The sequence below is a fragment of the Aeromonas hydrophila subsp. hydrophila ATCC 7966 genome, assembly GCF_000014805.1.
Classification (GTDB): Bacteria; Pseudomonadota; Gammaproteobacteria; order Enterobacterales; family Aeromonadaceae; genus Aeromonas; species Aeromonas hydrophila.
The window spans coordinates 3,647,695-3,672,065 of the sequence record NC_008570.1 but is presented as its reverse complement, the minus strand read 5'-3'; the positions used below and the strand labels follow the sequence as shown (position 1 = coordinate 3,672,065).

Annotated in this window: 23 protein-coding genes and 1 pseudogene; 8 read left to right on the top strand and 16 right to left on the bottom strand. The window is 63.2% G+C overall.

Going from position 1 to position 24,371, the window contains the following annotated elements; all coding sequences use genetic code 11:
- Positions 1-2: 2 nt before the first annotated feature.
- The 9 genes and pseudogenes from rodA to leuS form a co-directional block, all read right to left on the bottom strand.
- Positions 3-1,106: a rod shape-determining protein RodA gene (rodA, locus tag AHA_RS16470; RefSeq protein ID WP_016351680.1), complete on the bottom strand. Its 1,104-nt coding sequence runs from the start codon at positions 1,104-1,106 to the stop codon at positions 3-5.
- On the bottom strand, positions 1,099-3,015 hold the full coding sequence (mrdA, locus tag AHA_RS16465; protein ID WP_011707027.1) for a penicillin-binding protein 2: 1,917 nt from the start codon (positions 3,013-3,015) through the stop codon (positions 1,099-1,101). The genes rodA and mrdA overlap by 8 nt, the downstream gene beginning before the upstream one ends.
- A gap of 105 nt (positions 3,016-3,120) precedes the next feature.
- Positions 3,121-3,588, bottom strand: coding sequence for a 23S rRNA (pseudouridine(1915)-N(3))-methyltransferase RlmH (gene rlmH / locus AHA_RS16460; RefSeq protein ID WP_005298242.1), 468 nt, complete (start codon positions 3,586-3,588; stop codon positions 3,121-3,123).
- Positions 3,589-3,610: 22 nt separating this feature from the next.
- Entirely contained in the window at positions 3,611-3,952 is a 342-nt protein-coding gene (rsfS, locus tag AHA_RS16455; RefSeq protein WP_011707026.1) for a ribosome silencing factor, read from the bottom strand.
- Positions 3,953-4,137: 185 nt separating this feature from the next.
- The gene (gene nadD, locus AHA_RS16450) at positions 4,138-4,782 is read right to left on the bottom strand and encodes a nicotinate-nucleotide adenylyltransferase (protein WP_011707025.1); all 645 of its coding nucleotides are present in this window, start codon (positions 4,780-4,782) and stop codon (positions 4,138-4,140) included.
- A gap of 40 nt (positions 4,783-4,822) precedes the next feature.
- The gene (gene holA / locus AHA_RS16445) at positions 4,823-5,854 is read right to left on the bottom strand and encodes a DNA polymerase III subunit delta (protein WP_011707024.1); all 1,032 of its coding nucleotides are present in this window, start codon (positions 5,852-5,854) and stop codon (positions 4,823-4,825) included.
- A 35-nt stretch (positions 5,855-5,889) separates the two neighbouring features.
- Positions 5,890-5,997 (bottom strand): annotated as a pseudogene (locus AHA_RS16440) (DNA polymerase III subunit delta); the annotation flags it as partial.
- Between the two features lie 27 nt (positions 5,998-6,024).
- Positions 6,025-6,507 carry an LPS-assembly lipoprotein LptE gene (locus AHA_RS16435; RefSeq protein WP_016351676.1) on the bottom strand — a complete coding sequence of 161 codons (483 nt, stop codon included), beginning with the start codon at positions 6,505-6,507 and terminating at the stop codon, positions 6,025-6,027.
- Positions 6,508-6,624: 117 nt separating this feature from the next.
- Positions 6,625-9,204 carry a leucine--tRNA ligase gene (gene leuS / locus AHA_RS16430; protein WP_077392314.1) on the bottom strand — a complete coding sequence of 860 codons (2,580 nt, stop codon included), beginning with the start codon at positions 9,202-9,204 and terminating at the stop codon, positions 6,625-6,627.
- A 145-nt stretch (positions 9,205-9,349) separates the two neighbouring features.
- Here leuS and AHA_RS16425 point away from each other — a divergent pair, with 145 nt between their 5' ends.
- Positions 9,350-9,838 carry a zinc ribbon-containing protein gene (locus tag AHA_RS16425; protein ID WP_005298255.1) on the top strand — a complete coding sequence of 163 codons (489 nt, stop codon included), beginning with the start codon at positions 9,350-9,352 and terminating at the stop codon, positions 9,836-9,838.
- Between the two features lie 215 nt (positions 9,839-10,053).
- On the opposite strand, the gene lnt is transcribed toward AHA_RS16425, so the two are convergent.
- From lnt to miaB, 5 genes are all read right to left on the bottom strand, one after another.
- On the bottom strand, positions 10,054-11,598 hold the full coding sequence (gene lnt / locus AHA_RS16420; RefSeq protein WP_011707020.1) for an apolipoprotein N-acyltransferase: 1,545 nt from the start codon (positions 11,596-11,598) through the stop codon (positions 10,054-10,056).
- A gap of 219 nt (positions 11,599-11,817) precedes the next feature.
- Entirely contained in the window at positions 11,818-12,702 is an 885-nt protein-coding gene (corC, locus tag AHA_RS16415) for a CNNM family magnesium/cobalt transport protein CorC (protein ID WP_011707019.1), read from the bottom strand.
- A gap of 95 nt (positions 12,703-12,797) precedes the next feature.
- Complete coding sequence (gene ybeY / locus AHA_RS16410; protein ID WP_011707018.1) at positions 12,798-13,262, bottom strand: rRNA maturation RNase YbeY; 465 nt, start codon at positions 13,260-13,262, stop codon at positions 12,798-12,800.
- Entirely contained in the window at positions 13,259-14,302 is a 1,044-nt protein-coding gene (locus tag AHA_RS16405; RefSeq protein ID WP_011707017.1) for a PhoH family protein, read from the bottom strand. Before AHA_RS16405 ends, ybeY begins: the two co-directional genes overlap by 4 nt.
- A gap of 55 nt (positions 14,303-14,357) precedes the next feature.
- On the bottom strand, positions 14,358-15,791 hold the full coding sequence (gene miaB, locus AHA_RS16400; RefSeq protein WP_011707016.1) for a tRNA (N6-isopentenyl adenosine(37)-C2)-methylthiotransferase MiaB: 1,434 nt from the start codon (positions 15,789-15,791) through the stop codon (positions 14,358-14,360).
- Positions 15,792-16,058: 267 nt separating this feature from the next.
- On the opposite strand from miaB, the gene AHA_RS16395 reads away from it, so the two are divergent.
- The 4 genes from AHA_RS16395 (at position 16,059) to AHA_RS16380 (ending at position 19,701) form a co-directional block, all read left to right on the top strand.
- A complete protein-coding gene (locus tag AHA_RS16395; protein ID WP_011707015.1) occupies positions 16,059-17,222 on the top strand; it encodes an FAD-dependent oxidoreductase in 1,164 nt (387 codons plus the stop codon).
- Positions 17,223-17,255: 33 nt separating this feature from the next.
- Entirely contained in the window at positions 17,256-17,822 is a 567-nt protein-coding gene (locus tag AHA_RS16390) for an isochorismatase family cysteine hydrolase (RefSeq protein ID WP_011707014.1), read from the top strand.
- A 116-nt stretch (positions 17,823-17,938) separates the two neighbouring features.
- Positions 17,939-18,583 (top strand): cold-shock protein, encoded by a 645-nt coding sequence (locus AHA_RS16385; protein ID WP_011707013.1) that lies wholly within the window; start codon positions 17,939-17,941, stop codon positions 18,581-18,583.
- 161 nt (positions 18,584-18,744) lie between these two features.
- Positions 18,745-19,701, top strand: coding sequence for a diguanylate cyclase domain-containing protein (locus AHA_RS16380; protein ID WP_011707012.1), 957 nt, complete (start codon positions 18,745-18,747; stop codon positions 19,699-19,701).
- A gap of 71 nt (positions 19,702-19,772) precedes the next feature.
- Here AHA_RS16380 and AHA_RS16375 read toward each other — a convergent pair whose 3' ends face one another.
- A complete protein-coding gene (locus AHA_RS16375) occupies positions 19,773-20,681 on the bottom strand; it encodes a LysR family transcriptional regulator (RefSeq protein ID WP_011707011.1) in 909 nt (302 codons plus the stop codon).
- Positions 20,682-20,798: 117 nt separating this feature from the next.
- Here AHA_RS16375 and AHA_RS16370 point away from each other — a divergent pair, with 117 nt between their 5' ends.
- Complete coding sequence (locus tag AHA_RS16370; protein ID WP_011707010.1) at positions 20,799-21,044, top strand: hypothetical protein; 246 nt, start codon at positions 20,799-20,801, stop codon at positions 21,042-21,044.
- Entirely contained in the window at positions 21,041-21,691 is a 651-nt protein-coding gene (locus AHA_RS16365; RefSeq protein ID WP_011707009.1) for an HAD-IA family hydrolase, read from the top strand. The genes AHA_RS16370 and AHA_RS16365 overlap by 4 nt, the downstream gene beginning before the upstream one ends.
- A gap of 48 nt (positions 21,692-21,739) precedes the next feature.
- Here the strand turns inward: AHA_RS16365 and AHA_RS16360 are convergent, their stop codons facing one another.
- Positions 21,740-22,342, bottom strand: a complete 603-nt coding sequence (locus tag AHA_RS16360; protein ID WP_011707008.1) for a nitroreductase family protein — start codon at positions 22,340-22,342, stop codon at positions 21,740-21,742.
- 288 nt (positions 22,343-22,630) lie between these two features.
- On the opposite strand from AHA_RS16360, the gene AHA_RS16355 reads away from it, so the two are divergent.
- Complete coding sequence (locus AHA_RS16355; RefSeq protein ID WP_011707007.1) at positions 22,631-24,184, top strand: GGDEF domain-containing protein; 1,554 nt, start codon at positions 22,631-22,633, stop codon at positions 24,182-24,184.
- Positions 24,185-24,371: the final 187 nt, after the last annotated feature.

Here is a 24,371-nt window from a genome sequence, read left to right as displayed (position 1 = left end):
CATCATGCCAGCAGCCTTCTGTGGGTCTGGATGGACATCAGGATGCCGAAGCCAGCCATCAGGGTCACCATGGAGGTGCCGCCGTAGCTCACCAGCGGCAGGGGTACCCCCACCACCGGAAGGATGCCGCTTACCATGCCCATGTTGACGAACACGTAGACGAAGAAGGTGAGGGTGAGGGCACCGCCCAGCAGGCGCTCGAAGCTGTTCTGGGCCTGCATGGAGATAAACAGGCAGCGGCTGATGATGTAGAGGTAGATCACCAGCAGCAGGGCCACGCCCACCAGGCCGAACTCCTCGCTGAACACCGCGAAGATGAAGTCGGTGTGGCGCTCGGGCAGAAACTCGAGCTGGGACTGGGTGCCCTGCAGCCAGCCCTTGCCGAACACGCCGCCGGAGCCGATCGCTATCTTGGACTGGATGATGTGATAGCCGCGACCGAGCGGGTCCTTCTCAGGGTCGAGCAGCATCAGCACCCGCTGGCGCTGGTAGTCGTGCATCAGGAAGAACCAGAGCACCGGCATGAAGGCGCAGATGAGCAGCACCGCCAGCCCGATCAGCCACCAGCTGATCCCCGCCAGGAAGATCACGAAAAAGCCGGAGGCGGCCACCAGAATGGAGGTGCCGAGGTCAGGCTGGGCCGCGATCAGCAGGGTGGGCAGCAGCACCATGATGAGACTCAGCACCAGGTGGCTGAACTTGGGCGGCAGCGAGTGGCGGCTGAGCCAGGCGGCCACCATGATGGGCATGGAGAGCTTCATCACCTCGGAGGGCTGAAACTTCATGAAGCCGAGATCGAGCCAGCGCTGGGCCCCCTTGCCGATATGGCCGAACACGTCCACCGCGACCAGCAGCAGCACCACCACCACGAACAGCGGCACCGACCAGCGGGCATAGAGGGAGGGAGGCAGCTGGGCCATGCCGATCATCAGGGCGAACGCCAGCCCGCCGCGCACCAGCTGGCGCACGATGGAGTCGACGTCCTGGCCGGAGGCGGAGTAGAGCACCACCATGGAGAGGGACATCAGGGTCAGCAGGCCGAGCAGCAGCGGCAAGTCGATGTGCAGCTTGTACCAGATGCTCTGCTGGCGAGCGGAATTACTCATGAGGAGCGACCTCTTCAGATTGGGGCTTCTTGGCCGGTGCCGGCGGCAGTTGCGGCTCCGGTGGCAGCAGGTAGGCATCCAGCATCTGGCGGGCCACCGGGGCGGCCATGCTGCTGCCGCCACCGGCGTTTTCCAGTACCAGGGCGACGACCGCCTTGGGTGCTTCGAACGGGGCGAACGAGACGAACAGGGCGTTGTCGCGGTGCTCCACCTTGGTGGTGGCCGCGTTGTAGACCTGGTTCTCCTTCAGCCCCACCACCTGGGCGGTACCGGACTTGCCTGCCGCCTTGTAGGGGGTGTTGGCAAAGGCGCGCCGACCCGTTCCCTCGTGACCGTTGATGACTCGCCACATGCCGTCCTTGGCCACCTGCCAGTAGCTGTCGCTCTTGGTCTGGATGGCCATGTTCGGGTTGATGGGGGCATTGACCACGCCATCGATGGAGGCGGTGCTCTTGAGCAGGTGCGGCGTCACGTCGTGGCCGTTCTGGGTCAGGATGCTGATGGCCTTGGCCAGCTGGATCGGGGTGGCGCTCCAGTAGCCCTGGCCGATGCCGATGGAGATGGTGTCACCCTGATACCAGGGCTGGCGCCAGCGGGCCATCTTCCAGTCGCGCGACGGCATCACCCCCTTGGTCTCCTCGTACAGATCGACGCCGCTGTACTGACCGAAGCCGAACTTGGTCATGTAGCTGTTGATCTTGTCGATGCCGACCCGGTAGGCGAGATCGTAGAAGTAGGTATCCGCCGACACTTCGATGGCGCGGTAGACGTCGAGCCAGCCGTGGCCCCAGCGGCGCCAGTCGCGAAACTTCTTGGTGGTGCCGGGGATGGAGAAGCTGGGGCCGCCGAAGTAGCGGTAGTTGGGGGTGATGGCCCCCTCGTTGAGCCCCATCACCGCCATCATGGGCTTGACGGTGGAAGCGGGGGCATAGATGCCCTGAGTGGTGCGGTTCACCAGCGGCCTTGCCGGATCGTTGAGCAGCGCCGAGTAGTTGGCGCTGGAGATGCCGGTCACGAACAGGTTGGGGTCGTAGCTCGGGCTCGACTCCATGGCCAGAATGGCGCCGGTATTGGGATCCATCATCACGATGGCGCCGCGGCGACCGGCCAGCAACTCCTGCGCCTTGAGCTGCAGGCGGATGTCGATGTTGAGGTAGATGTCCTTGCCGGGCTCGGGCGGCTGGAACTTGAGGGTACGCACCACCCGGCCGCGGTTGTTGACCTCGACCTCCTGGTAGCCCGCCACGCCGTGCAGCTGATCCTCGTAGTACTTCTCCACCCCCTGCTTGCCGATGTCCTTGGTGGCGGCATAGTTGGCGAGCTTGTCCTCCTTGTCGAGGCGCTCCACGTCGCGGGTGTTGATCTTGGCCACATAGCCCAGCGCATGGGTGAGGGTGTCACCGAACGGATAGTAGCGCTTGAGGTAGGCCTCGATGCTGACCCCGGGGTAGTTGTGCTGGTTGACCGAGAAGAGGGCGACCTGATACTCGGTCAGCTTCTCGAACAGGGCCACCGGCTTGAAGCGGCGCTGGCGCTTGACCTCGGCCAGGAACTTCTCCTTGGTGCCCTCCGGCAGCTTCAGCAGGGCGATCAGCTCGTCGGCGGTCCTCTCCAGATCCTTGGTCTCTTCCGGCACTATCTCCAGGCTGTATACCGGGCGGTTCTCCGCCAGCAGCACGCCGTTGGCGTCATAGATGAGGCCGCGCGGCGGCGCCACCGGCACCACCCGGATGCGGTTGTCGTTGGAGCGGGTCTGGTAGGTGTCGTAAGACTCGACCTGCAGGTAATAGAGGTTGCCCAGCAACACCAGCATCAGCACTATCATGCCGATGTAGGCGACCAGGGTACGTCGGAAGAAGAGGCGACCCTCGGCGCTGTGGTCGCGCATCTCGATGCGATTCTTCAGCATGCCGCTACCTTATGACTGTCGAGCAGGTGAGAAACGGGGTGCAGATGTGCATGCTCACGCTCTGTGATTCTGGGTTGAGAGGGTGATGCTGGAATAGTGCATGGCTCACTCTCTGTGATACGGATGATTGGTGGTGATGCTCCAGGCGCGATAGAGGCTCTCGGCCACCAGCACCCGCACCAGCGGGTGGGGCAGGGTCAGCGGCGACAGCGACCAGCTCTGTTCGGCGGCAGCCTTGCACTCGGGCGACAGCCCTTCAGGACCGCCCACCAGCAGGGCCACGTCGCGGCCATCCAGCTTCCAGGCTTCCAGCTGCACGGCGAGCTGCTCGGTGGTCCAGGGTTTGCCGGGAATATCCAGGGTCACGATACGCGAACGACCGGCCGCCGCCAGCATGGCTTCCCCCTCTTTTTGCAGAATGCGGGGGATGTCGGCATTTTTGCCACGTTTGCCGGCGCCGATCTCGACCAGCTCGAACGGCATGTCTTTGGGGAAACGACGACGATACTCTTCGAAGCCATGCTCTACCCAGGCGGGCATCTTGGTGCCCACCGCAATCAACTGGATCTTCATCGTTTATTACACTTGTACTCGGTTATTGCGCGTTCACTTGAGCGGTGCCGCTCCAGAGTTTTTCCAGCTGGTAGAAGTCGCGATGCTCATCCTGCATCACGTGCACGATCACCGACCCCAGATCCACCAGTACCCATTCGCCGGTGAGCTGGCCTTCCACGCTCAGCAGATCGAGCCCGGCATGGCGGGCTTCGCTGGCCAGATGGTGGGCGATGGCGCTGACGTGACGGCTGGAGTTGCCGGAACAGACGATCATGGTGTCGGTGATGCTGGATTTGCCGCGTACATCGAGGGTGATGATGTCGCGGCCTTTCATGTCATCGATCTTGTCGACGATAAAGGCATGCAATTCTTGACCTTGCAATGAGTCTCTCCTGTATTCCGGCGCGCTTTCACGGCGTGAGGGCGGCGGATTATATCATGGTCACTCCCGTTTCCCAGTGCGGCGAAGGGGAGTGGAACAGGGGCCGTGCCCGCTTGGCAAACTCGCCCCCTGTTGATCACTATAGTGCGCGATCCGTGCCGGACAACCGCCGGCAGCGATCGGGTTCATGCCGGCCGGTACAGCCCCTGCTGGCGGATGTATTGTGCCACCGACGGCGGCAGCAGATAGCGGGGATCCGCGCCCGTCGCCAGCAGCGCCCGCAGGCGGGTGGCCGACAGTTCGACCGGCAGATTGTCCGCCAGCCAGATGCGGCCGTGGCGCAGCCGATGCAGATCTGCCACCTGCTGGCTCTGGTGGCGGGCCAGCAGCTCGGCCACCTCGGCCGGGTAGTCCGGCTGCCAGCCGGGGCGTGTACTCACCACCAGATGGGCGTAATCGAGCAGCTCCTGCCAGCGATGCCAGCTCGGCAGGCCGAGCAGGGAGTCCATCCCCATCAAAAAGCAGAGCGGGGTATCCGGCAGTTCATGACGCAGCTCGATGAGGGTGTCGATGGTCCAGGAGGGGGTGTCCCGTTTCAGCTCCCGCTCATCCACCACGAAGCCCGGGTTTTCCGCCGCAGCCAGGGCGACCATGGCCAGGCGCTGCTCGCTTGAGCAGAAGGGGCTGGCCCGGTGGGGCGGAATATGGTTCGGCAGCAGGCGCACTTCGGCCAGGCCCAGGGCGTCGCGGGCCTCGATGGCCGGGCGCAGGTGACCGATGTGGATGGGATCGAACGTCCCCCCCAGAATGCCGATGGGCGGTTTCAACATGGGCTCTCTCCGGTTGCGGCCGGGATGTGGACGGGCTGGATCATGCGTCAGATCCCGCCAGCGGCAAGGGGGTGCCATCGCGAAAACCGAGGGCGAGGGTCTGCAACATCAGCCAGGCCTGCTCGGTATCGAAGCGACGCTGGGCGTCGTCGAGCCTGGCCATCAGCTGCCACAACTGTTGCAGCTTGGCGAAGGGCAGCCGGGTCAGCGCCTGTTGAATGAGCTGCTGGCGGCTCTGCCAGATGCGCAGGCGGGAGAAGTGCTCCACCAGCGGCTGACCGGCCCTGGCCGCCAGCGCCAGCTCGGTGAGCTGCTCCAGCTCGCGGCACAGGGCCCAGGCCAGCATGCCGGGTTCGGTACCCTCGGCGCGCAGGGCCAGCAGGATGCGCTGGGCCCGGTTCACCTTCCCTTCCAGCAGGGTGTCGATGAGCTGGAACGGGGTGAAGTGGGCGTGGCGGATGATGGTCTCCTGCAGATAGGCGACGCTGATGGGCTGGGGCGGCGAGAGCAGGGTCAGCTTCTCTATCTCCTGGCTGGCGGCCAGCAGGTTGCCCTCGTAGGAGTGGCACATGAAGTTGACCGCATCCGGTAGCGCCTTCAGCCCGAAGCGCTGGAAGCGGGCGCTCATCCAGCGCGGAAAGAAGCGGGGCTCGGGGTGGTTGACCGGCACATAGGTGCCGCTCTGGCTCAGCTTGTCGAACCAGGCTGCCTTCATCTGGGTCTGGTTGAGGCGATTACCGCTCAGCACCAGCAGCAGGTCGGGGTGCAGCTGTTTGCCGATCTCGCTGATGCGGGCGGCCAACTCCTTGTCGACCTTGGCCGGCAGCTCCAGCTCGATGATCTGGCGGGCCGAGAACAGGCTCATGGCCTGGCAGGCATCGTAGACCTGATTCCAGTCCAGCCCTTGCTCCACCACGAAGCTGTGACGCTCATCGAAGCCCTGTTTGCGCGCCACCTGGCGCACGGCGTCGATGGCTTCCAGCTTGAGCAGGGGCTCGTCCCCAAAAATGAGATAACAGGGCTTGAGCCCTGCCTTGAGATGGTCCGCGAGTTGTTCAGGGTAAATCCGCATCAGAACCTGGCCTGGTTGAGGGGGAAGGATGCACGGTCGATGGCTTGCTCATTCTTGAACAGGGGATCGTCCCCAAAAATGAGATAGCAGGGCTTGAGCCCTGCTTTGAGGTGATCCGCACACTGCTCGGGATAGACTCTCATCAACACACTCTCATCAAGATACTTGCATCAGAACTTGACCTGGCTGAGCTGGCGGATCACCAGGTTGGCGGCCTGCTCCTGCATCTCCTTGCCGAGCTGCTCCTGCTCGCGGGAGGAGGCAAGCGCCGCGTCCGGCTTGTTCAGGAAACTGCGGTTGAAGGCGATGGGGAAGACCTGGGTCGGTTTGCCCGGCATGGAGACGGTGAACTGGGTGTTGTAGCCCAGCACGTATTCACGGGCCTGGCCGATGGAGTCGACGGAGGCGACCTGGCTGGTGCTGCCGACGCCGGACAGGGTCAGCACCGGGATGCCCTCCTTGTCGGCGAGCTGCACACCGGCCGCCTTGAGGCGGGTGGTGACCAGCCGATAGAAGTCGCTCTTGTTGTCACCGACCACCTTCATGGTCATCAACTCGGGCGGGATGGCGGTGCCGCGCATCTGAAAACCGCAGGCCTGCAGCAGCAGACCGGTCAGCAGTATGGTCAGCCAGCGAGTGAGGGTGGTGCCCATAGAAAATCCTCTTTGCATGAAGTGAAGAGCGGCGGGCGCAGGGCCCGCCGTTATCATCCGTTTGCTGTTACCGCCTGGCAACCAGACGGTCAGTCTGCATGGCCAGGCGGTATGGCATCAGTTGGCCACGATGTTGAGCAGTTTGCCCGGCACGTAGATCACCTTGCGCACGGTCAGGCCGTCGGTGAACTTCTGGACCGAAGCATCGGCCATGGCCAGCTTCTCGACGTCGGCCTGGCTGATCTCGGCCGGCACGGTCAGCTTGCCGCGCATCTTGCCGTTGATCTGCACCACCACCAGCTTCTCAGTCTCGACCATGGCCGCTTCGTCGGCCACCGGCCAAGTGGCGTGATCCACGTCGTCGCCCTTGCCCAGCATCTTCCACAGCTCGAAGCCGATGTGCGGGGTGATGGGGTAGAGCATGACCACGACCGCTTCCAGCGCTTCCTGCATCAGGGCGCGATCCTGCTCGTCGCTGCCCAGCTTGGCCAGGTTGTTCATCAGCTCCATGATGGCGGCGATGGCGGTGTTGAAGGTCTGACGGCGACCCACGTCGTCGCTCACCTTGGCGATGGTCTTGTGCAGCTCGCGGCGCACGGCCTTCTGGTCGACACTCAGTGCCGCCACATTCAGTGCGGGAGCTACGCCGGCACTGACGTGCTCGAAGGTGATGCGCCACAGGCGACGCAGGAAGCGCTGGGCACCCTCGACGCCGGAGTCGGACCACTCCAGGGTCATCTCGGCCGGCGAGGCGAACATCATGAACAGACGCACGGTATCGGCGCCGTAACGCTCCACCATCAGCTGCGGGTCGATGCCGTTGTTCTTGGACTTGGACATCTTGGTCATGCCGGAGTGGATCACTTCACGGCCTTCATTGTCGACGGCCTTGGTGATGCGGCCTTTCTCGTCACGCTCCACCTTGACGTCGGTCGGGCTGACCCAGACGTTGCCGCCCTTCTCGTCTTTGTAGTAGAAGGCGTCGGCCAGCACCATGCCCTGGCAGAGCAGGCGCTTGAACGGCTCGTCGCTGTTCACGAGGCCAGCGTCACGCAGCAGCTTGTGGAAGAAGCGGGCGTAGAGCAGGTGCATACAGGCGTGCTCGATGCCGCCGATGTACTGATCCACCGGCAGCCAGTGATTGGCCGCCGCCGGATCCAGCATGCCCTTGTCGTAGTCCGGGGAGCAGTAGCGGGCGTAGTACCAGGAGGACTCCATGAAGGTGTCGAAGGTATCGGTCTCGCGGAACGCTTCCTGTCCGTTGTAGGTGGTCTTGGCCCACTCGGCGTCGGCCTTGATCGGGCTCTGGATACCGTCCATCACCACGTCTTCCGGCAGCAGCACCGGCAGTTGATCTTCCGGGGTCGGCACGACTGTGCCGTCGGCCAGGGTCAGCATGGGGATGGGGGCACCCCAGTAGCGCTGACGGGAGACACCCCAGTCGCGCAGACGGAAGTTGACGGTGCGCTTGCCGCAGCCAAGGCTCTCCAGCTTGCTGGCGATGGCATCGAATGCCGGCTGGAACTCGAGGCCGTCGAACTCGCCTGAGTTGAACAGCACGCCCTTGTCGGTGTAGGCGGCGTCGATCACGTTCGGCAGCTCGCCATCGACCGGCTTGATGACCGGCTTGATCTCGAGACCGTACTTGGTGGCGAACTCATGGTCACGCAGGTCGTGGCCCGGTACCGCCATCACGGCGCCGGTGCCGTAGTTCATCAGCACGAAGTTGGCGACCCAGACCGGCACCTTGCGGCCATCCAGCGGGTGAATGGCGTAGAGGCCGGTGGCCATGCCCTTCTTCTCCATGGTGGCGAGCTCGGCTTCGGCCACCTTGGTGTTCTTGCACTCTTCGATAAAGGCGGCGAGCTCGGGGTTACTCTCGGCTGCCTGCAGCGCCAGCGGGTGGCCGGCGGCGATACCGACATAGGTCACGCCCATGAAGGTGTCCGGACGGGTGGTGTAGACCTCCAGATGCTCAGTCTGACCCTCGATGGCGAAGCTGATGTTGACCCCTTCGGAGCGGCCAATCCAGTTGCGCTGCATGGTCTTGACCATCTCAGGCCAGCCTTCCAGATTGTCGATATCGTTCAGCAGCTCTTCGGCATAATCGGTGATCTTGATGAACCACTGGGGGATCTCTTTCTGCTCCACCGGGGTGTCACAGCGCCAGCAGCAGTTGTCCACCACCTGCTCGTTGGCCAGTACGGTCATGTCGTTCGGGCACCAGTTGACGGAGGAGGTCTTCTTGTAGACCAGACCCTTCTCGTAGAGCTTGGTGAAGAACCACTGCTCCCAGCGGTAGTAGTCCGGCTTGCAGGTGGCCAGCTCGCGATCCCAGTCATAACCTAGACCCAGCATCTTCAGCTGGTTCTTCATGTATTCGATGTTTTCGTAGGTCCAGGGCGCCGGTGCCGTGTTGTTCTTGATGGCGGCGTTTTCCGCCGGCAGGCCGAATGCGTCCCAACCGATGGGTTGCAGCACGTTCTTGCCATTGAGGCGTTGATAACGGGAGATCACATCACCTATGGTGTAGTTGCGAACGTGCCCCATGTGTAGACGACCAGACGGATAGGGGAACATGGAGAGGCAGTAGAACTTTTCCTTGTCTACTTTCTCCACCGCCTTGAAGGTTTTCTTGGCATCCCAGTGCTTTTGCACTGCTGGTTCTATGGATTGGGGAACGTATTGCTCTTGCATTGGTGACATCCGGATCTGTGAAATGGATAGATAAATCAGCTGGGAAATCGCAATAGAATACCCATATCCTGCGGCGGCAACAACCGCCAGCGTCCCTCGGGCCTTAAGCCGGGCCTGATCAGGGTTCAGTAGAGGAGTAACGGCCATGGACAAACGTCAAAAAGGGTACGAAGCCTTCATTGCCGAGCTGCAAAAGCAGTGGCAAGAGACAGAACAGTTCCAGGGGGAGCGCCTCAACCGGATGATCGCCAAGGTGCAGGCCTATCTGGAGGCGGCCGGGGACCTGACCCAGGACGAGCTGGCGCTGATCGCCGAGTATGTGAAGCGGGATCTGGGCAACTATGACGAGGGGCGCAAGGATGAGCAGGTGGAGGAGTCCGCCTTCATGCTGGCGCTCAAGGACACCGCCTGGTCCTGGCTGGCGGACGTGACCGACCGCACCCAGGTGGAGTGGCAGGAGCTGGCGGACGAGCTGGAGCACAAGGGCGTCTACCGTGCCGGCGACTGGGTGGGGCTCGGGGTATTGGTGTGCGATCACTGCGAGTGGCGCCATACCGTGCTGCACCCCGAACAGCTCGGCACTTGTCCCGAGTGCGGGGCCGATGAGTATCACCGTGAGCCGCTCTCCCCCTGAGAACCTGCCCACGCTCTTGCTGCGAGGCCGTGATCAAGGCTCATGTGCTGCTCGGAATCCTCACGTATATCTATACGCTCCGGTTCCTGCGCTGCTCTTCACCTTGCTGACGACCTCTCGTTACAGAGCCTGAACAGGTTCTGATCGGGTATCAGACTGAACAGAAGAGAGGCGCCCTTGGGCGCCTCTCTCATTTATCGGGTTGTACGACCGGGTCACCCCTTGCGCGCCCAGGGGTGTGCGCGGGGGCGCAGCCCCAGTCCCAGCGCCAGCAGCAGGGCGGCGATGCCATACATGGGCCAGCTGCCAAAGCGCAGGTAGGGGGTCTCGCCGTGGGCGGGACGCACTTCGGTGCGCAGCACGCCGGCCTCGAACTGCGGGATCTGGGCGATGATGCTGCCGTCGATCTCGGTGACGATGGTGATGCCGGTGTTGGTGTCGCGCAGCAGCGGGCGGGCCAGCTCGAGGGCGCGCATGCGGGCGATCTCCATGTGCTGCCAGGGGCCGATGCTGGTGCCGAACCAGGCGTCGTTGGAGACGGTCAGCAGGAAGTCGGTATCCGGCTGCACGTTGCGGCGCACCTCGTCCGGGAAGATGATTTCGTAGCAGATGGCGGCGGCAAACTTGAGCCCCTTGGCGATCAGGTTCGGCTGCACCTCGTCACCGCGGCTGAAGGAGGACATGGGCAGGTTGAAGAAGGGAGCGATGGGACGCAGCAGATCTTCAAGGGGCACGAACTCGCCGATGGGCAGCAGGTGGTATTTGTAGTAACGGTTCTTGTGCTGGTAGTAGTAGGACTCCTTGCCTTCCGCATCCTGCACTCCCATGCCCAGCACGGTATTGAAGAAGCGCTGCTGCTCCAGATCGTAGTGGATGATCCCCGCCAGCAGGCCGGTATCGTTCACCTTCATCGCCTTGTCCAGGCTCTCCAGGTAGTTGCCCATCTCCTTCTCGATGGCCGGGATCGCCGATTCCGGCCAGACGATGATGTCGGCGTCCTGGTTCTCGCGGCTGAGATCCTGATACTTGCGCACGGTCGGCACCAGGGCCTCCGGATCCCACTTGAGGGACTGTTCGATGTTGCCCTGCACCAGCGCCACCTTGACCGGTTCACCACGGGTTACCCAGTTGAGCTGCATCAGCCCCTGGGCGGCGCCCACCAGGGCCACCGGCACCAGCAGCCAGGCCGGCTTGCGGCTCTGCCAGAGCAGCCAGAGGGCGGAGGCGGTCAACAGCAGCGCAAGGGTGATGCCTTGTACGCCGAGGATGGGCGCAAAGCCCTTAAGCGGCCCGTCGATCTGGCTGTAGCCGAACCAGAGCCAGGGGAAGCCGGTCATCACCCAGCCGCGCAGCCAGTCGGCCATCAGCCAGAGCGCCGGGAAGGCGAGCAGCCAGCGACTCCAGTGGCGACCGCTGAAGAAGCGGGCGAAGGCCCAGCAGGCCAGCGTCGGATAGAGCGCCAGATAGGCCGACAGCCCGGCCAGCAGCACGAAGGCCACCGGCAGTGGAATGCCGCCGAACATGGTCATGCTGACGTGGATCCACCACAGTCCCGGCAAAAACAGCCCCATGGCGTAGCCAAAGCCGCGCCAGGCCGCCTGTTTGGGGTTGGCCTTGTCCAGCAAGGCGTAGAGACCGAGCAGGGAGGGGATCACCAGCGGCCAGTAGTTGAAGGGCGAGAAGGCGAGCACGGCGATGGCGCCAGAGGCCATGGCAAACAGGCTGGTCAGGAGTTTTGATTTCACGGGCTGTAATTTCACGGGCGATAAGGCTCGGATTGAACTGCAATGGGTTGAGTGGCCGGTATCTTAACCCGTAAAGGCGGTCAACGGCGAGCCTCCCGGCCGACGGCCCGAAGCGAGGGAATAAGCGAGGGAATAAAAGGGCGATGATGGGCCTTGTGACCGGGGAGAAGCAGGGGCGTGCGGCCAAACGAACAGCACCCCGACGGGCGGGGCGCTGTTGGCAAGGGTCAAGGCTTATTGGGCCTCGGACTGGGCCGCGACATGGTTGTCGGGGATCTTCACCTGCAGCTGCTGCAGGCGGCGCTTGTCGGCATGCATCACCTTGAACAGGTAGCCTTCCAGCTCGATCTCCTCGCCCTTCTTGGGCAGGTGGCTGAAGGCGTGCATCACCAGACCGCCCACCGTATCCACCTCTTCATCGCTGAACTGGGTGCCGAAGAAGTCGTTGAAATCTTCGATCTCGGTGAGGGCGCTGACGGCAAACACCCGCTTGCTGATGCGGCGGATCTCGTCCGGCTCATCCTCGATGTCGTCGAATTCGTCGTCGATCTCGCCGACGATGAGCTCGAGGATGTCCTCGATGGTGACGAGGCCGGAGACACCGCCGAACTCATCCACCACGATGGCCATGTGGTAGCGCTCTTCACGAAACTCTTTGAGTAGACGGTCGACCCGCTTGCTCTCGGGGACGATCACCGTGGGACGCAGGATCTTCTCCAGCTGCAGCGGTTCGCTGGCGTGGTGGCCACCAAACCCGAACGGCAGCAGATCCTTGGCGAGCAAGATGCCCTCCACGTGATCCTTGTCTTCGTTGATCACCGGAAAGCGGGAGTGACCCGACTCGATGATCACCGGCAGGATCTCGTCCACTGGCTGGGATTTCTCGATGGTCACCATCTGGGAGCGGGGGATCATGATGTCGCGTACGCGCAGCTCGGCAATTTCGAGCACGCCCTCGATCATGTCCTTGGTGTCCTGATCGATGAGATCGCGCTCTTCGGCGTCGGCTATCACTTCCACCAAATCGTTGCGGTCTTTTGGCTCGCCCTGGAAGAGTTGGCTGAGTTTGTCGAGCCAGGTTTTCTTCGGCGAGCCGGTACTAGGGTGATCGTCGGTCATTTTCTCTCTTGGTTACTCGTATGAACACACTTGAAATCGTTGTGGCTATATGAGGATGGGCGTCGGCTGTTTCAAGACGATGACCATCCGGTTCTTTACTCTTCGTCGTTCAGATAAGGATCGGCGAAACCGAGCTCCTGCATGATGTCGCGCTCGAGCGTTTCCATCTCTTCGGCCTCGTCATCCTCGATATGGTCATAACCTAGCAGATGCAGACTGCCGTGCACAACCATGTGGGCCCAGTGGGCCATCAGCGGCTTGCCCTGTTCGGCGGCTTCGCGCTCCACCACCTGACGGCAGATCACCAGATCGCCGAGCAGCGGCAGCTCCAGGCCGGGTGGGGCCTCGAACGGGAAGGAGAGCACGTTGGTGGGCTTGTCCTTGCCGCGATAGGTGAGGTTGAGCTCGTTGCTCTCCGCCTCGTCGACGATGCGCACCGTCACTTCGGCCTCCTGCTGGAAGCCGAGAATGGTGCCGTCGAGCCAGCCCTGCAGCTGGGCCTCGCTCGGCAGGCCGTCGGTGCTGGCGCTGGCCAGTTGCAGATCCAGGGTCACGCTCATTGGGCACTCTCTTTGCTGGTGTTTGGGGCGACTTTGTCGGCCGCCTGTTTGGCATCGAACGCCTCGTAGGCCTGCACGATGCGGGCCACCACCGGGTGGCGTACCACGTCCTTGGATTCGAAGAAGTTGAACGACAGGCCGTCGACGCCCTGCAGCACTTCCAGCGCGTGGCGCAGGCCCGACTTCTGGTTGCGGGGCAGGTCTACCTGGGTGATGTCGCCGGTGACCACCGCCTTGGAGTTGAAGCCGATGCGGGTCAGGAACATCTTCATCTGCTCGGTGGTGGTGTTCTGGGCCTCATCGAGAATGATAAAGGCGTCATTCAAGGTTCTGCCTCGCATATAGGCGAGCGGCGCCACCTCGATGATGTTGCGCTCCATCAGCTTCTCCACCCGCTCAAAGCCCAGCATCTCGAACAGGGCGTCGTAGAGCGGGCGCAGGTAGGGATCCACCTTCTGGGAGAGATCACCGGGCAGGAAGCCGAGCTTCTCACCCGCTTCCACCGCCGGACGGGTCAGCAGAATGCGGCGAATTTCCTGACGCTCCAGCGCGTCCACCGCCGCCGCTACCGCCAGATAGGTCTTGCCTGTTCCTGCAGGGCCTATGCCAAAGCAGATGTCGTGGCGCACGATATTGGCGATGTACTGGGCCTGGTTGGGGCTGCGCGGCTTGATGAGGCCGCGCTTGGTCTTGACCGTCACCTCCTTGCCGTAAGGGATGCTCGGCGCCGGCTCGTCATCCTGCTCCAGCACCCGCGACTCCTGAATGGCCAGATGGACCATGTCGGGGGTGATGTCGGTCACCTTGCCACCCTTGAGCGGCTGGGTTTCCACATAGAGGTGCTTGATGATGACGGCGGCCGCCTCCACCTGGGCCTGCTTGCCCAGCAGCTGGAAGTGGTTGTCGCGGTAGCTGATCTCGACGCCGAGGCGGCGTTCCAGCTGTTTGACGTTGTCATCGAACGGACCGCACAGACTGGCGAGACGCTGGTTGTCGGCGGGTTCCAGATGCAGATTCAGGGTCGAGATGTGTCGGCTCAAAGTGTCCTCGTCTTGACGCGATCCCATCCGGCCGGGGCCGGATGGGGTGAACAGATTAGTGGGGTGTGAAGGCGGCCACGCCCAGCGGGTCCGGTACGTTGTCCGGGCGACGGGCGAGGATCTCGCTCGGGGCGGTGGCGATGCGCAGGTTCATCTCGTTCTCGCCGCGCAGGAATTTGCCGCGCAGGGAGTTGGGACGCACCTCGGTGATCTCCACGTCGGCAAAGCCGCCGATCAGGGTATGCGGGCCTTCGAAGTTGACCACCCGGTTGTTCTCGGTGCGGCCGCACAGCTGCATGGGGTCGAGCTTGGAGGGCCCTTCCACCAGGATGCGCTGGGTGGAGCCCAGCATGGCGCGGCCAATCTGCATCGACTGGTTGTTGATGACGTGCTGCAGGCGGGTCAGGCGGGCTTTCTTCACCTCCATGTCGACATCATCGGGCAGATCGGCGGCCGGGGTTCCGGGGCGCGGGCTGTAGATGAAGCTGAAGCTCATGTCGAAGTTGATCTCTTCGATGAGTTTCATGGTGGCCTCGAAATCCTCGTCCGTCTCGTTCGGGAAGCCGACGATGAAGTCGGAACTGATGGTGATGTCGGGACGGGCGGCGCGCAGGCGACGGATCTTGGACTTGTACTCCAGCACGGTGTGCGGGCGCTTCATCATGGTCAGGATGCGGTCGGAGCCGCTCTGCACCGGCAGGTGCAGGAAGCTGACCACTTCCGGGGTGTCCTTGTAGACCTCGATGATGTCGTCGGTGAACTCGATGGGGTGGCTGGTGGTGTAGCGAATGCGATCGATGCCGTCGATGGCGGCCACCAGCCGCAGCAGCTCGGCGAAGGTGCAGATGCCGCCGTCGAAGGTCGGGCCCCGGTAGGCGTTGACGTTCTGGCCAAGCAGGTTCACTTCGCGCACGCCCTGCTGGGCGAGCTGGGCGATTTCATAGAGCACGTCGTCGAGCGGTCGGCTCACCTCCTCGCCGCGGGTGTAGGGCACCACGCAGAAGGAGCAGTATTTGGAACAGCCTTCCATGATGGAGACGAAGGCGGTCGCCCCTTCGGCGCGCGGCTCGGGCAGGCTGTCGAACTTCTCGATTTCCGGGAAGGCGACGTCCACCTGGGCACCGCGCCCCTCCTGCACCTGCTTGATCATGGTGGGCAGGCGATGCAGGGTCTGCGGGCCGAAGACGATGTCCACATAGGGGGCGCGAGTGCGGATGTTGTCCCCCTCCTGGGAGGCGACGCAGCCGCCCACGCCGATCACCAGACCGGGTTTGTTTGCCTTGAGCTTCTTCCAGCGTCCCAGCTGGTGAAACACCTTCTCCTGCGCTTTTTCGCGGATGGAGCAGGTGTTGAGCAGCAAAACGTCTGCCTCTTCGGGCTCTTCGGTAAGCGTGTAGCCATTGCTGGCATCCAACAGGTCGGCCATCTTGGACGAGTCGTACTCGTTCATCTGGCAACCCCAGGTTTTGATGTGAAGTTTTTTGCTCATTGCTTCTCTTGACTTGTTTTGAATGCGGCATGGTCAAAGGACCGGGCATTTTACTCCGCAATACGGAGACTGCCTAGCGAATATCCAGCCGGCCATGGCCGGAACGCCGCCGGCGGGCTTCCTGTCGGCATCGGCTTTCTCCTTGATTTGGCGCACTAATTCTCCACACCCTTCACTGTTTCCCGGCGCCCCTTGCGGTATCATGTGGTCATTCGGTCCGGCTGTGTTTTCCCCTTGCCCGGGCTCACCCCTTGCAGGAATCAAGTTATGGAACAGTGTGATATCGCCATCGTCGGGGCCGGCATGGTCGGCGCCGCCACAGCCTGTCTGCTGGCGGCGCAGGGTCTGTCGGTGCGGGTCATCGAGACCCGGCTGCCGGAGCAATACGCCCCCGAGCAGCCGCTGGATCTGCGGGTCTCCGCCATCAGTCAGGCTTCGGTGGCGCTGCTGGAGCAGGCCGGTGCCTGGCAGCATCTGCAGCAGATGCGGCTGTGCCCCTATCGCCGGCTGGAGACCTGGGAGCTGGACGGCTTCGCCACCCGCTTCAACGCCGCCGACCTCGGTCTGCCGCAGCTCGGCTACATCATCGAAAACCGGCTGGTGCAGCTGGCGTTGCTCAGACGCATGGAAGATTTCCCCAACATCCAGACCCACACCCCGGCGGCGGTGACGAGCCTGCGCCAGAGTGCGGACGAGGCGGTGCTGACCCTGGATGATGGCAGCGAGCTGGCCGCCCGCTGGGTGCTGGCGTGCGATGGCGCCGAATCCCACACCCGCAAGCTGGCCGGCATCGGGGTGTCGCGCTTTGAATACCGTCAGCACTGCATGCTGATCAACATCGACACCGACTTCGAGCAGGAAGACATCACCTGGCAGCAGTTTACCCCGAGCGGCCCGCGCGCCTTCCTGCCGCTACCCGGCCAGCGCGGCTCCCTGGTCTGGTATGACAGTCCGGCCCGCATCCGGGCGCTGGCCGCCATGAGCAACGAGGGGCTGGCCGCCGAGGTGCGCCGCCACTTCCCGAGCCGGCTCGGCGGGTTTGCCGTGACGGCCAAGGGGAGCTTCCCGCTGGTGCGCCGCCACGCCAACGATTATCACGCCGGCCGGGTGGTGCTGCTGGGCGATGCCGCCCACACCATCAACCCGTTGGCGGGGCAGGGGGTCAACCTCGGCTTCAAGGACGTGGCCTGCTGGAGCGATCTGCTGCAGGGGGCCGGGGCCGACTGGCATCAGCTGGCGCTGGCCGGGCGCTATGAGCGGCGCCGCCGCCCCGACAACCTGCTGATGCAGTCGGGGATGGATCTCTTCTACGGGGTGTTCAGCAACGGGATAGGCCCGCTCAAGCTGGCGCGCAACCTGGCCCTCAATCTGGCGGACAAGGCAGGCCCGCTCAAGGAGATGGCGCTACGCTATGCGCTGGGGCTGGTTTAAGGCGCGCGGCGCCATCATGAGGGAGCAGGCAGCATGAACAAGGCATTGCTGGTGATCGATTTCATCAACGACATCGCCCACCCGGATGGGCGCATCGCCGCCTCGGCGGCCCATGTGCTGGAACAGGACGCCATCGCGCACGCCAATCAGGCGCTGGCCCATGCCCGCGCCCACGGCTGGCTGGTGGTGCTGATCAAGGTGGGTTTTGACCCGCACTATCTGCTGCAACCCAAGGGCTCGCCCATGTTTGGCCGGGCTCACCAGTTCGGGGCGCTGTCGCTTGGCGATAGCGGTACCGACTTTCACGCCGACCTCGACGTGCAGCCGGGCGATCTGGTGCTGACCAAGCCCAGGGTCAGCCCCTTCTACGGCACTGCGCTGGAGCCGGCGCTGCGGGCTAACCACATCGAGCACCTCTATCTGTGCGGGGTGAGTACCAGCTGGGCCATTCAGGCGGCGGCGCGGGAGGGGCATGATCGGGATTACGCCATCACCATCCTGGAGGATGCCTGCGCGGCGGCGGATGCCAATGAGCACCATGCTTCGCTGCGGATGCTCGGCCGCATCGCCGAGGTCTGCAAGGTGGCCCAGCTGGCCTGATCCCGTCCGCAGGCGGAGCTTGCTCACTGTTTTGACATTTTGTCTGCGGCCCCCTGTCGGGCCGCAGCCATTTTGGGCAACATGAAGCGAGCATCGATGGCCACAAGGATGAGGGCATGCGTTATCAGGGACGGATCGTGCGCTGGAACGAGGCGCGCGGCTTTGGTTTTATCGCCCCCGATCAGGGGGATGGCGAGCCAAAAGGAGCCGAGCTGTTCGTGCATATCTCGGCGCTGCAGTCAGATGGCTCGCTGCCCAAGATTGGCGAGCGGGTCTCCTATCAGCTTGGCAGCGGCCAGGATGGCAAACCCAGGGCCGAGCAGGTGTTCTTTGTGGATCGGCCGCTGTCGCTGGCAGGCGCCCAACCAGCGCCTTCTGTGGGCAGACAGGCTGTGACCGGGGAGCGGCCTCTGCCCGCCAGGGCACGCCCGCGCCCCGTCTATCGGCGCCGCAGCAACTGGCGCGGCAAGCTGATCCCGCTGCTGGTGCTGGCCGGGATTTTCTCCATTTACTCCCGCTTCTCGGCCGAGTCGGTCTCGCCTTCGCCAAGCTCTTCTTTCAGTCAGCAGGAGGCAGACAGCACAGACAGCCCGCAGGCGACGCCCACTTTCGTCCGTCAGTGCGACGGTCGGCAGTATTGCTCCCAGATGACCTCCTGCGAGGAGGCGACCTGGTTTTTGCAAAACTGCCCCAATACCAAGATGGACGGCAGAGGACGAGGGAACGGGATTCCTTGTGAAAGCCAGTGGTGCGGCCACTAACGAGGGATGGGGCCGGTGCAAGTGGTTGATCATCTATCTTTATCTTGCAGGCCGGGGGCGGGCCATGGCCGCCGATGCCCCTTCGTCATGGAGGGAACACCGGCATTATGCTGGTGGTTGCGGCAGGTGCGGTACGTCGTTGTTGGGTGAGGAGCAGGGTCATGGCGGACTATTTTCAGGGATCACTGTTTCACTTCTCCGATCGGGCGCAATACCTGTCTGCATTGCTCAATTCGCTGGAGGAGCAGATCTCGGTGATCGATCGGGATGGCGTCATCCACTACACCAACCTCGCCTGGAATAGTTTCGCCGAACAGAACGGCATGCCGGAGGGGTACGACTGGTTGGGCGTCAACTATCTGAGGGTGTGCGACAACTCGGTGGAGCCGCTGGCCCAGATGGCGGCCGAGGGGATCCGGCGGGTACTGCGCCACGAGCAGCAGCACTTTCATCTGGAGTACCCCTGTCACAGCCCGGATACCCAGCGCTGGTTCATGATGCGGGTCTCCGCCATCCCCGGTATCGAGGTCGAGTTCTACACCATCAGCCACATCAACGTCACCGAGCGCAAGCTGCAGGAGCTGGACATGGCCTACCTCTCCCTGCACGACCCGCTGACCGGGCTGGCGAACCGGCGGCTGTTCAACAGCTTTCTGCACAACGAGTGGCGGCGCAGCATGCGCGAACAGACCCCCATCTCCTTCATCATGCTGGATCTGGACAACTTCAAGCTGTGCAACGACCACTTCGGCCATCAGGTCGGGGACGGTTTCTTGCAGCAGGTGGGTCAGCTGCTGAGCACCTTCTGCCAGCGGGCCACCGATCTGCCGTGCCGCTTCGGCGGCGACGAATTTGCCCTGATCCTCGGCAACACAGGGGACGAGGCCGCCTCCCGCATGGGGGAGGCCATTCGCGTCGGCATCGGCGAGTTGCTGATCCCGGGGGCGGATGGACTTAGACTCAGCGCCAGCGTCGGCATCGCCACCCTGTTGCCGCAGCAGGCCCGCGTCTCGGAAGAGGAGCTGCTGACCGCCGCCGACATGGCGCTCTATCTGGCCAAGCAGGGGGGCAAGAATCGCTGCCACTGCGTCAGCTGCAGCGCGCTGCCGGCCGCCTGATACTCGATTGCCACACTCCCCATGGCGATACCTCGCCTGTCCCCTGATATCGACTCCCTGAACCGGCCGCATCAGCGATCCGGCATTGCTGGTTGCGGCGCCGGGTGGGCATCGATGACCAGCTGCACGAAGCGATCGCGAATGGGATCGGCAAATTCCGGGTTCCACACCAGGCTTATCTCCCACTCGGAGCAGGGGCCGGACAAGGGGTAGAGGGTGACGTCCGGGCCGGCGATGAAGCTGACGCTGCGCGGCAGGATGGCGTTGCCGATGCCGGCAGCCACCAGCGCCACCAGGGTCTGGATATCCTCCGCCTCCTGGATCATGCCGGTCAGCCGGTTGGCGCCGAGGAAGCCGGCGATCTGCTGGCTGAGGCCGGGGCAACGGTGACCGACCATCTGCAGCAAGGGCTGGCTGGCCAGCGCCTGCTCCACATCGAAGGCGGCCGGATCCGGCCGGGTCATCAGGGTCGGCACCGCCAGCACCAGCCGATCGGTCAGCAGTCTGTGCTCCTGCAACTGTGGCGCCTGGGGCCGGCGCATGAAGCCGAGCTGCAGCTGGCCCGACAGCAGCCGCTCCTGCTGGATGGCGGAGGTCATGTCCTGCAGATGCACCATCACCTCGGGCACCTGCTGCTTGAAGCTGGCCACCAGTGCCGGTGCCAGCGCGAAGCTCGACAGACCGAAACCAATCTTGAGGCGCCCGGCGATGCCGCTGGCCAACGCCATGGCATGGCGTTCAAAGCCCTTGCCGTGTTCGACCAGGGCGCTCGCCTGGGTGAGCAGCTGGGCGCCGATGGCGGTCAGTTCGGCGCCGTGGCGACCCCGGTTGAACAGGGTACTGCCGAGAGTCTGCTCCAGCCCCTGGATCTGCTTGGTGAGCGCCGGCTGGGTGATGAACAGCCGGTTGGCGGCCTCCCGGTAGTTGGCGGTGTCGGCCAGGGTGACGAATGCCTGCAGTTGCTTCAGATCGAATTTCATTCCATGTGGTTATCTAAAGTGGCCATTTTGTGATTATAAATTATCTAACCGCCTTGTTCTAATGGTCTGGTAGCGGGCCCCATTGGCCCCATCCGAACCGTCACAAGGAGTCATCTCATGCCTGCCGAACGCTATCTGTTTTTGATCAAGGGAACCCTGGTGCTGGCCCAGCCGCTGGCTGCGCCGGAGACGGGAGAGCTGCTGACCAGCCTGTTGCAGCAGGGCTTTGCGGTCGGCCCCTTGCAAGTCTGGGCGAGCAATGCCGAACAGGCGCTGGCCTGCTATGAACAGGCGGCCCAGCGGCGGGCCTTCGGCGACATTCTGGCGGGGAGCGAACCAGGCCTCGCGGGAGTCGGCGCATGAGCCGGCTTGTGCTGCGGGCCAGAGCCCTGCTGCTGGACATGGATGGCACCCTGGTGCACTCCACCGGCGAAGTGGAGACGGTATGGCGGCTCTGGTGCCGCCGTCATCAGCTGGCGCCCGAGCCGGTGCTGGCCATGTGCCACGGGGTGCGCTCGCGAGAGGTGCTCCGTGCCCTGGCCCCGCAACTGGACATGGCGCAGGAGGTGGCCCTGCTCGACGAGCTGGAGATCAACCACACCGGCCAGGCGGAGGCCATCGCCGGGGCCCGAGCTCTGCTGGCAGGTTTGCCAAGCGAGCGCTGGGCGCTGGTGACCTCCGCCAGTCAGCGGGTGGCCCGTCATCGATTGCGCAGTGCCGCTCTGCCGTTGCCCGCCCTGCTGGTGGGGGCCGAGGATGTGGTGCATGGCAAGCCGGATCCCGAGCCCTACCTGCTGGCGGCCGAGCGTCTGGGGCTGGCGGCGGCCGATTGCCTGGTGTTCGAGGATGCGCCGGCCGGCATCACCAGTGCGCTGCGGGCGGGTTGCCGCGTGGTACAGGTGGGGGGCAGGCAGCGGCTGGATCCGAACATCAGTGCCCTGATCCAGGACTGGCGCCAGGTGAGCGTGGTGGAGGAGGTGTCGGGTTTGCAGCTGACGCTGCTGGCCTGACAACAAAAAGCCCCCGTCGAGCGGGGGCTTGGGTGGTGGACGATGCGCTTATTTGAACACGCGAAAACGCGCGGCGTCGTCCATGAAGGTCTTGTCACCGGCCGGTTGCTTGATGCTGCCAAAGGGCATCTGGGCGCGCAGCAGCCAGCTGGCGGGCAGGTTCCACTCTTTGTGTACCGCCTGGTCGATGAGCGGGTTGTAGTGCTGCAGGGACGCGCCGATCTTCTCCTGGGCCAGGGTGGTCCAGACCGCAAACTGGGCAATGCCGGTGGCATGTTCCGACCAGATGGGGAAGTTGTCGGCGTAGAGGGCGAATTTTTGCTGCAGATCCTTGATGACGTCGGTGTCCTCGAAGAAGAGCACGGTGCCGAAACCTGCGCGGAAACTGCCGTCCACCTTGGCTTCGCTCTGGGGATAGGCTTCCGGCGGCACTATCTTCTTCAGCTCCGCCTTGACGATGTCCCACAGCTTGTGGTGCTGGGCGCCAAACAGGATGACGGCGCGAGAGCTCTGGGAGTTGAACGAGGAGGGGCTGTGCTTGATGGCATTCTGGATGAGAGTGGTCAGCTGCTCCGGCGTATGGGAAACCTGGTCACCCAGGGCATAGATGGTACGACGTACTTTGATCTGTTCGATAAACGGACTGCTCATAACATCTCCTTTGTTTGACAGGGAATCGTCTTTGGTGGTCCTTGGCAAGGCCATCCGGCTCCGATTGTTCAAGCTATAGACTATAACACCCCCTTCCTGGTTAGCCGTCAACGCACAGTGGTCACTGTTTTTACTTTTTGTTGATATACATATCCACGGCATGGATGAGCAGTATCACGTTTATATGTTTTTTGTCAGTTAGCCGGAGGGCGGCTGATTTTAATCAATGAATGATTCTATTCGGCCGCCATAGAATCCTCGCATTACAGAATTTTTTGCGGGGTGTTGATGATCCAATGGTTGATTAGTCGGCGTTACTACCTGTTGACCTCGTTGACTCTGCTGCTGGGCACCCTGGTGCTGGTGGTGACCCTGGCCCTGGCGACGGCCAGCTATCTGCGCAGCATCGACAAGACGGTGGCCGGCTACGGCCACATGCTCTCTTCCCTCGATGCGGCCCTGATCCACGAACTGGTGCTGGCCAATCAGCGTCAGCTGGCGGTGCTGGAGGCGTCGCTGGACAAGGCTGCAATCGCCCGCGGCGAGCCGGCCGACAACCCGCTCTGGGCCATTGCCCACCAGATCAAGCGCGACAGCCACTACATCTACTTCTACCACCCGCAAACGGACCGCATCAGCAGTTACCCGGCCTGGCAGCAGCCGGTCGAGTATCGTGCCGCCAGCCGGCCCTGGTATCGGGCGCTGTCAATGCCGGGGGATGAGCTCATCTGGTTGGGTCCCTATCAGGAGTACGGCTCGGACAAGCAGATCCTGACCCTTATCAAGCGGGTAAAGGGGCTGGATGGTCAGCTGCTCGGCCTGCTGATGGTCGACATGTCGTTCAACGCCATCCAGCAGGCACTGCAGCGTGCCATGGGTCGCAACCAGGCGGCCATCTACATCAGCTCGCGGGGGGGAGAGCAGCTGGTGGTGGGCTGCAACATGGCGCTCTATCAGCCGCCAGTGACCACGGCGGGCGTGGTGGGTAGCGGACTGGAGGTGATCTGGCATGGCCGCCATCTGCGTCGGGAGCTGGAGGGGATCGACTGGGATCTCAACATCTATCTGCCGCCCGAGCTGTTTCACGACGGCCTCGAGGAGGCCCTGCTGATGGTGGTGTTGCCACTGCTCTCGCTGTTTGCCATCTGGTTTTGCAGCATCAACTTTCTGGTGCGGGTGTTCAATCAGGAGCAGGCGCTGGTGGCCGGCTCGCTGACCGGCATAGTGCGGGATCCGACCCAGACACCCTGTCAGCTGAAGACCTGGTTCGTGCACAGCAGCCTGAGCGAGATAGACCAGGTGCGGGCCAGCTTTCTGCAGGGGCAGGATGCTCTGCTGCACGACCCCCTCACCGGCATCATGAACCGGCGGGCCTTCACCCAGCGTCGCAGCGAGCTGGAGGAGAGCGCCACACCCCACTGGCTGCTGCTGTTCGACGTCGACAACTTCAAGCGCATCAATGACAACTGGGGGCACACGGTGGGAGACGGCGTGCTCTGTCGGGTGGCCGAGCTGCTGGTGGCGGAGCTGGGTAGCGGCTGCGTCTACCGGATCGGGGGAGACGAGTTCGCCGCCCTGCTGCCCTGGCCGCGCAGCGAGCTGGAGTCCGGGTTGAGTCGGCTGCTGGCGCGGGTGCGCAATCAGCAGTGGCGCGAGTTTCGCGAGGCGGTGACCCTGAGCGTGGGCGGTGCTCACAGCCCGGATGACGGTGTGCTGCTGTTCGAGCGGGTCGACGAGTGTCTCTATCGGAGCAAGCGGCTGGGGCGCGATGGCTGGTCTTTGACGGAGCAGACCCGGCAGGAGCAGGGTGCTGACAGATCCTGTCATATGGATAACGGCTAAGCGACCACTGTTGATCGATGGGCCCCGGCACCGCTCGCTGTCCAATTTCCATCTGATGTCATTTAAATATTAAAATTCAATGTGTTATGTGTGAATTGGACGGCATCGAAGGCGGCGCGGGAGGCGGTGTCGCTCTCCTGCGACAGTGGCGCCCTTTGGCGGGAATCGTATAGTTCGGGGAAATTAA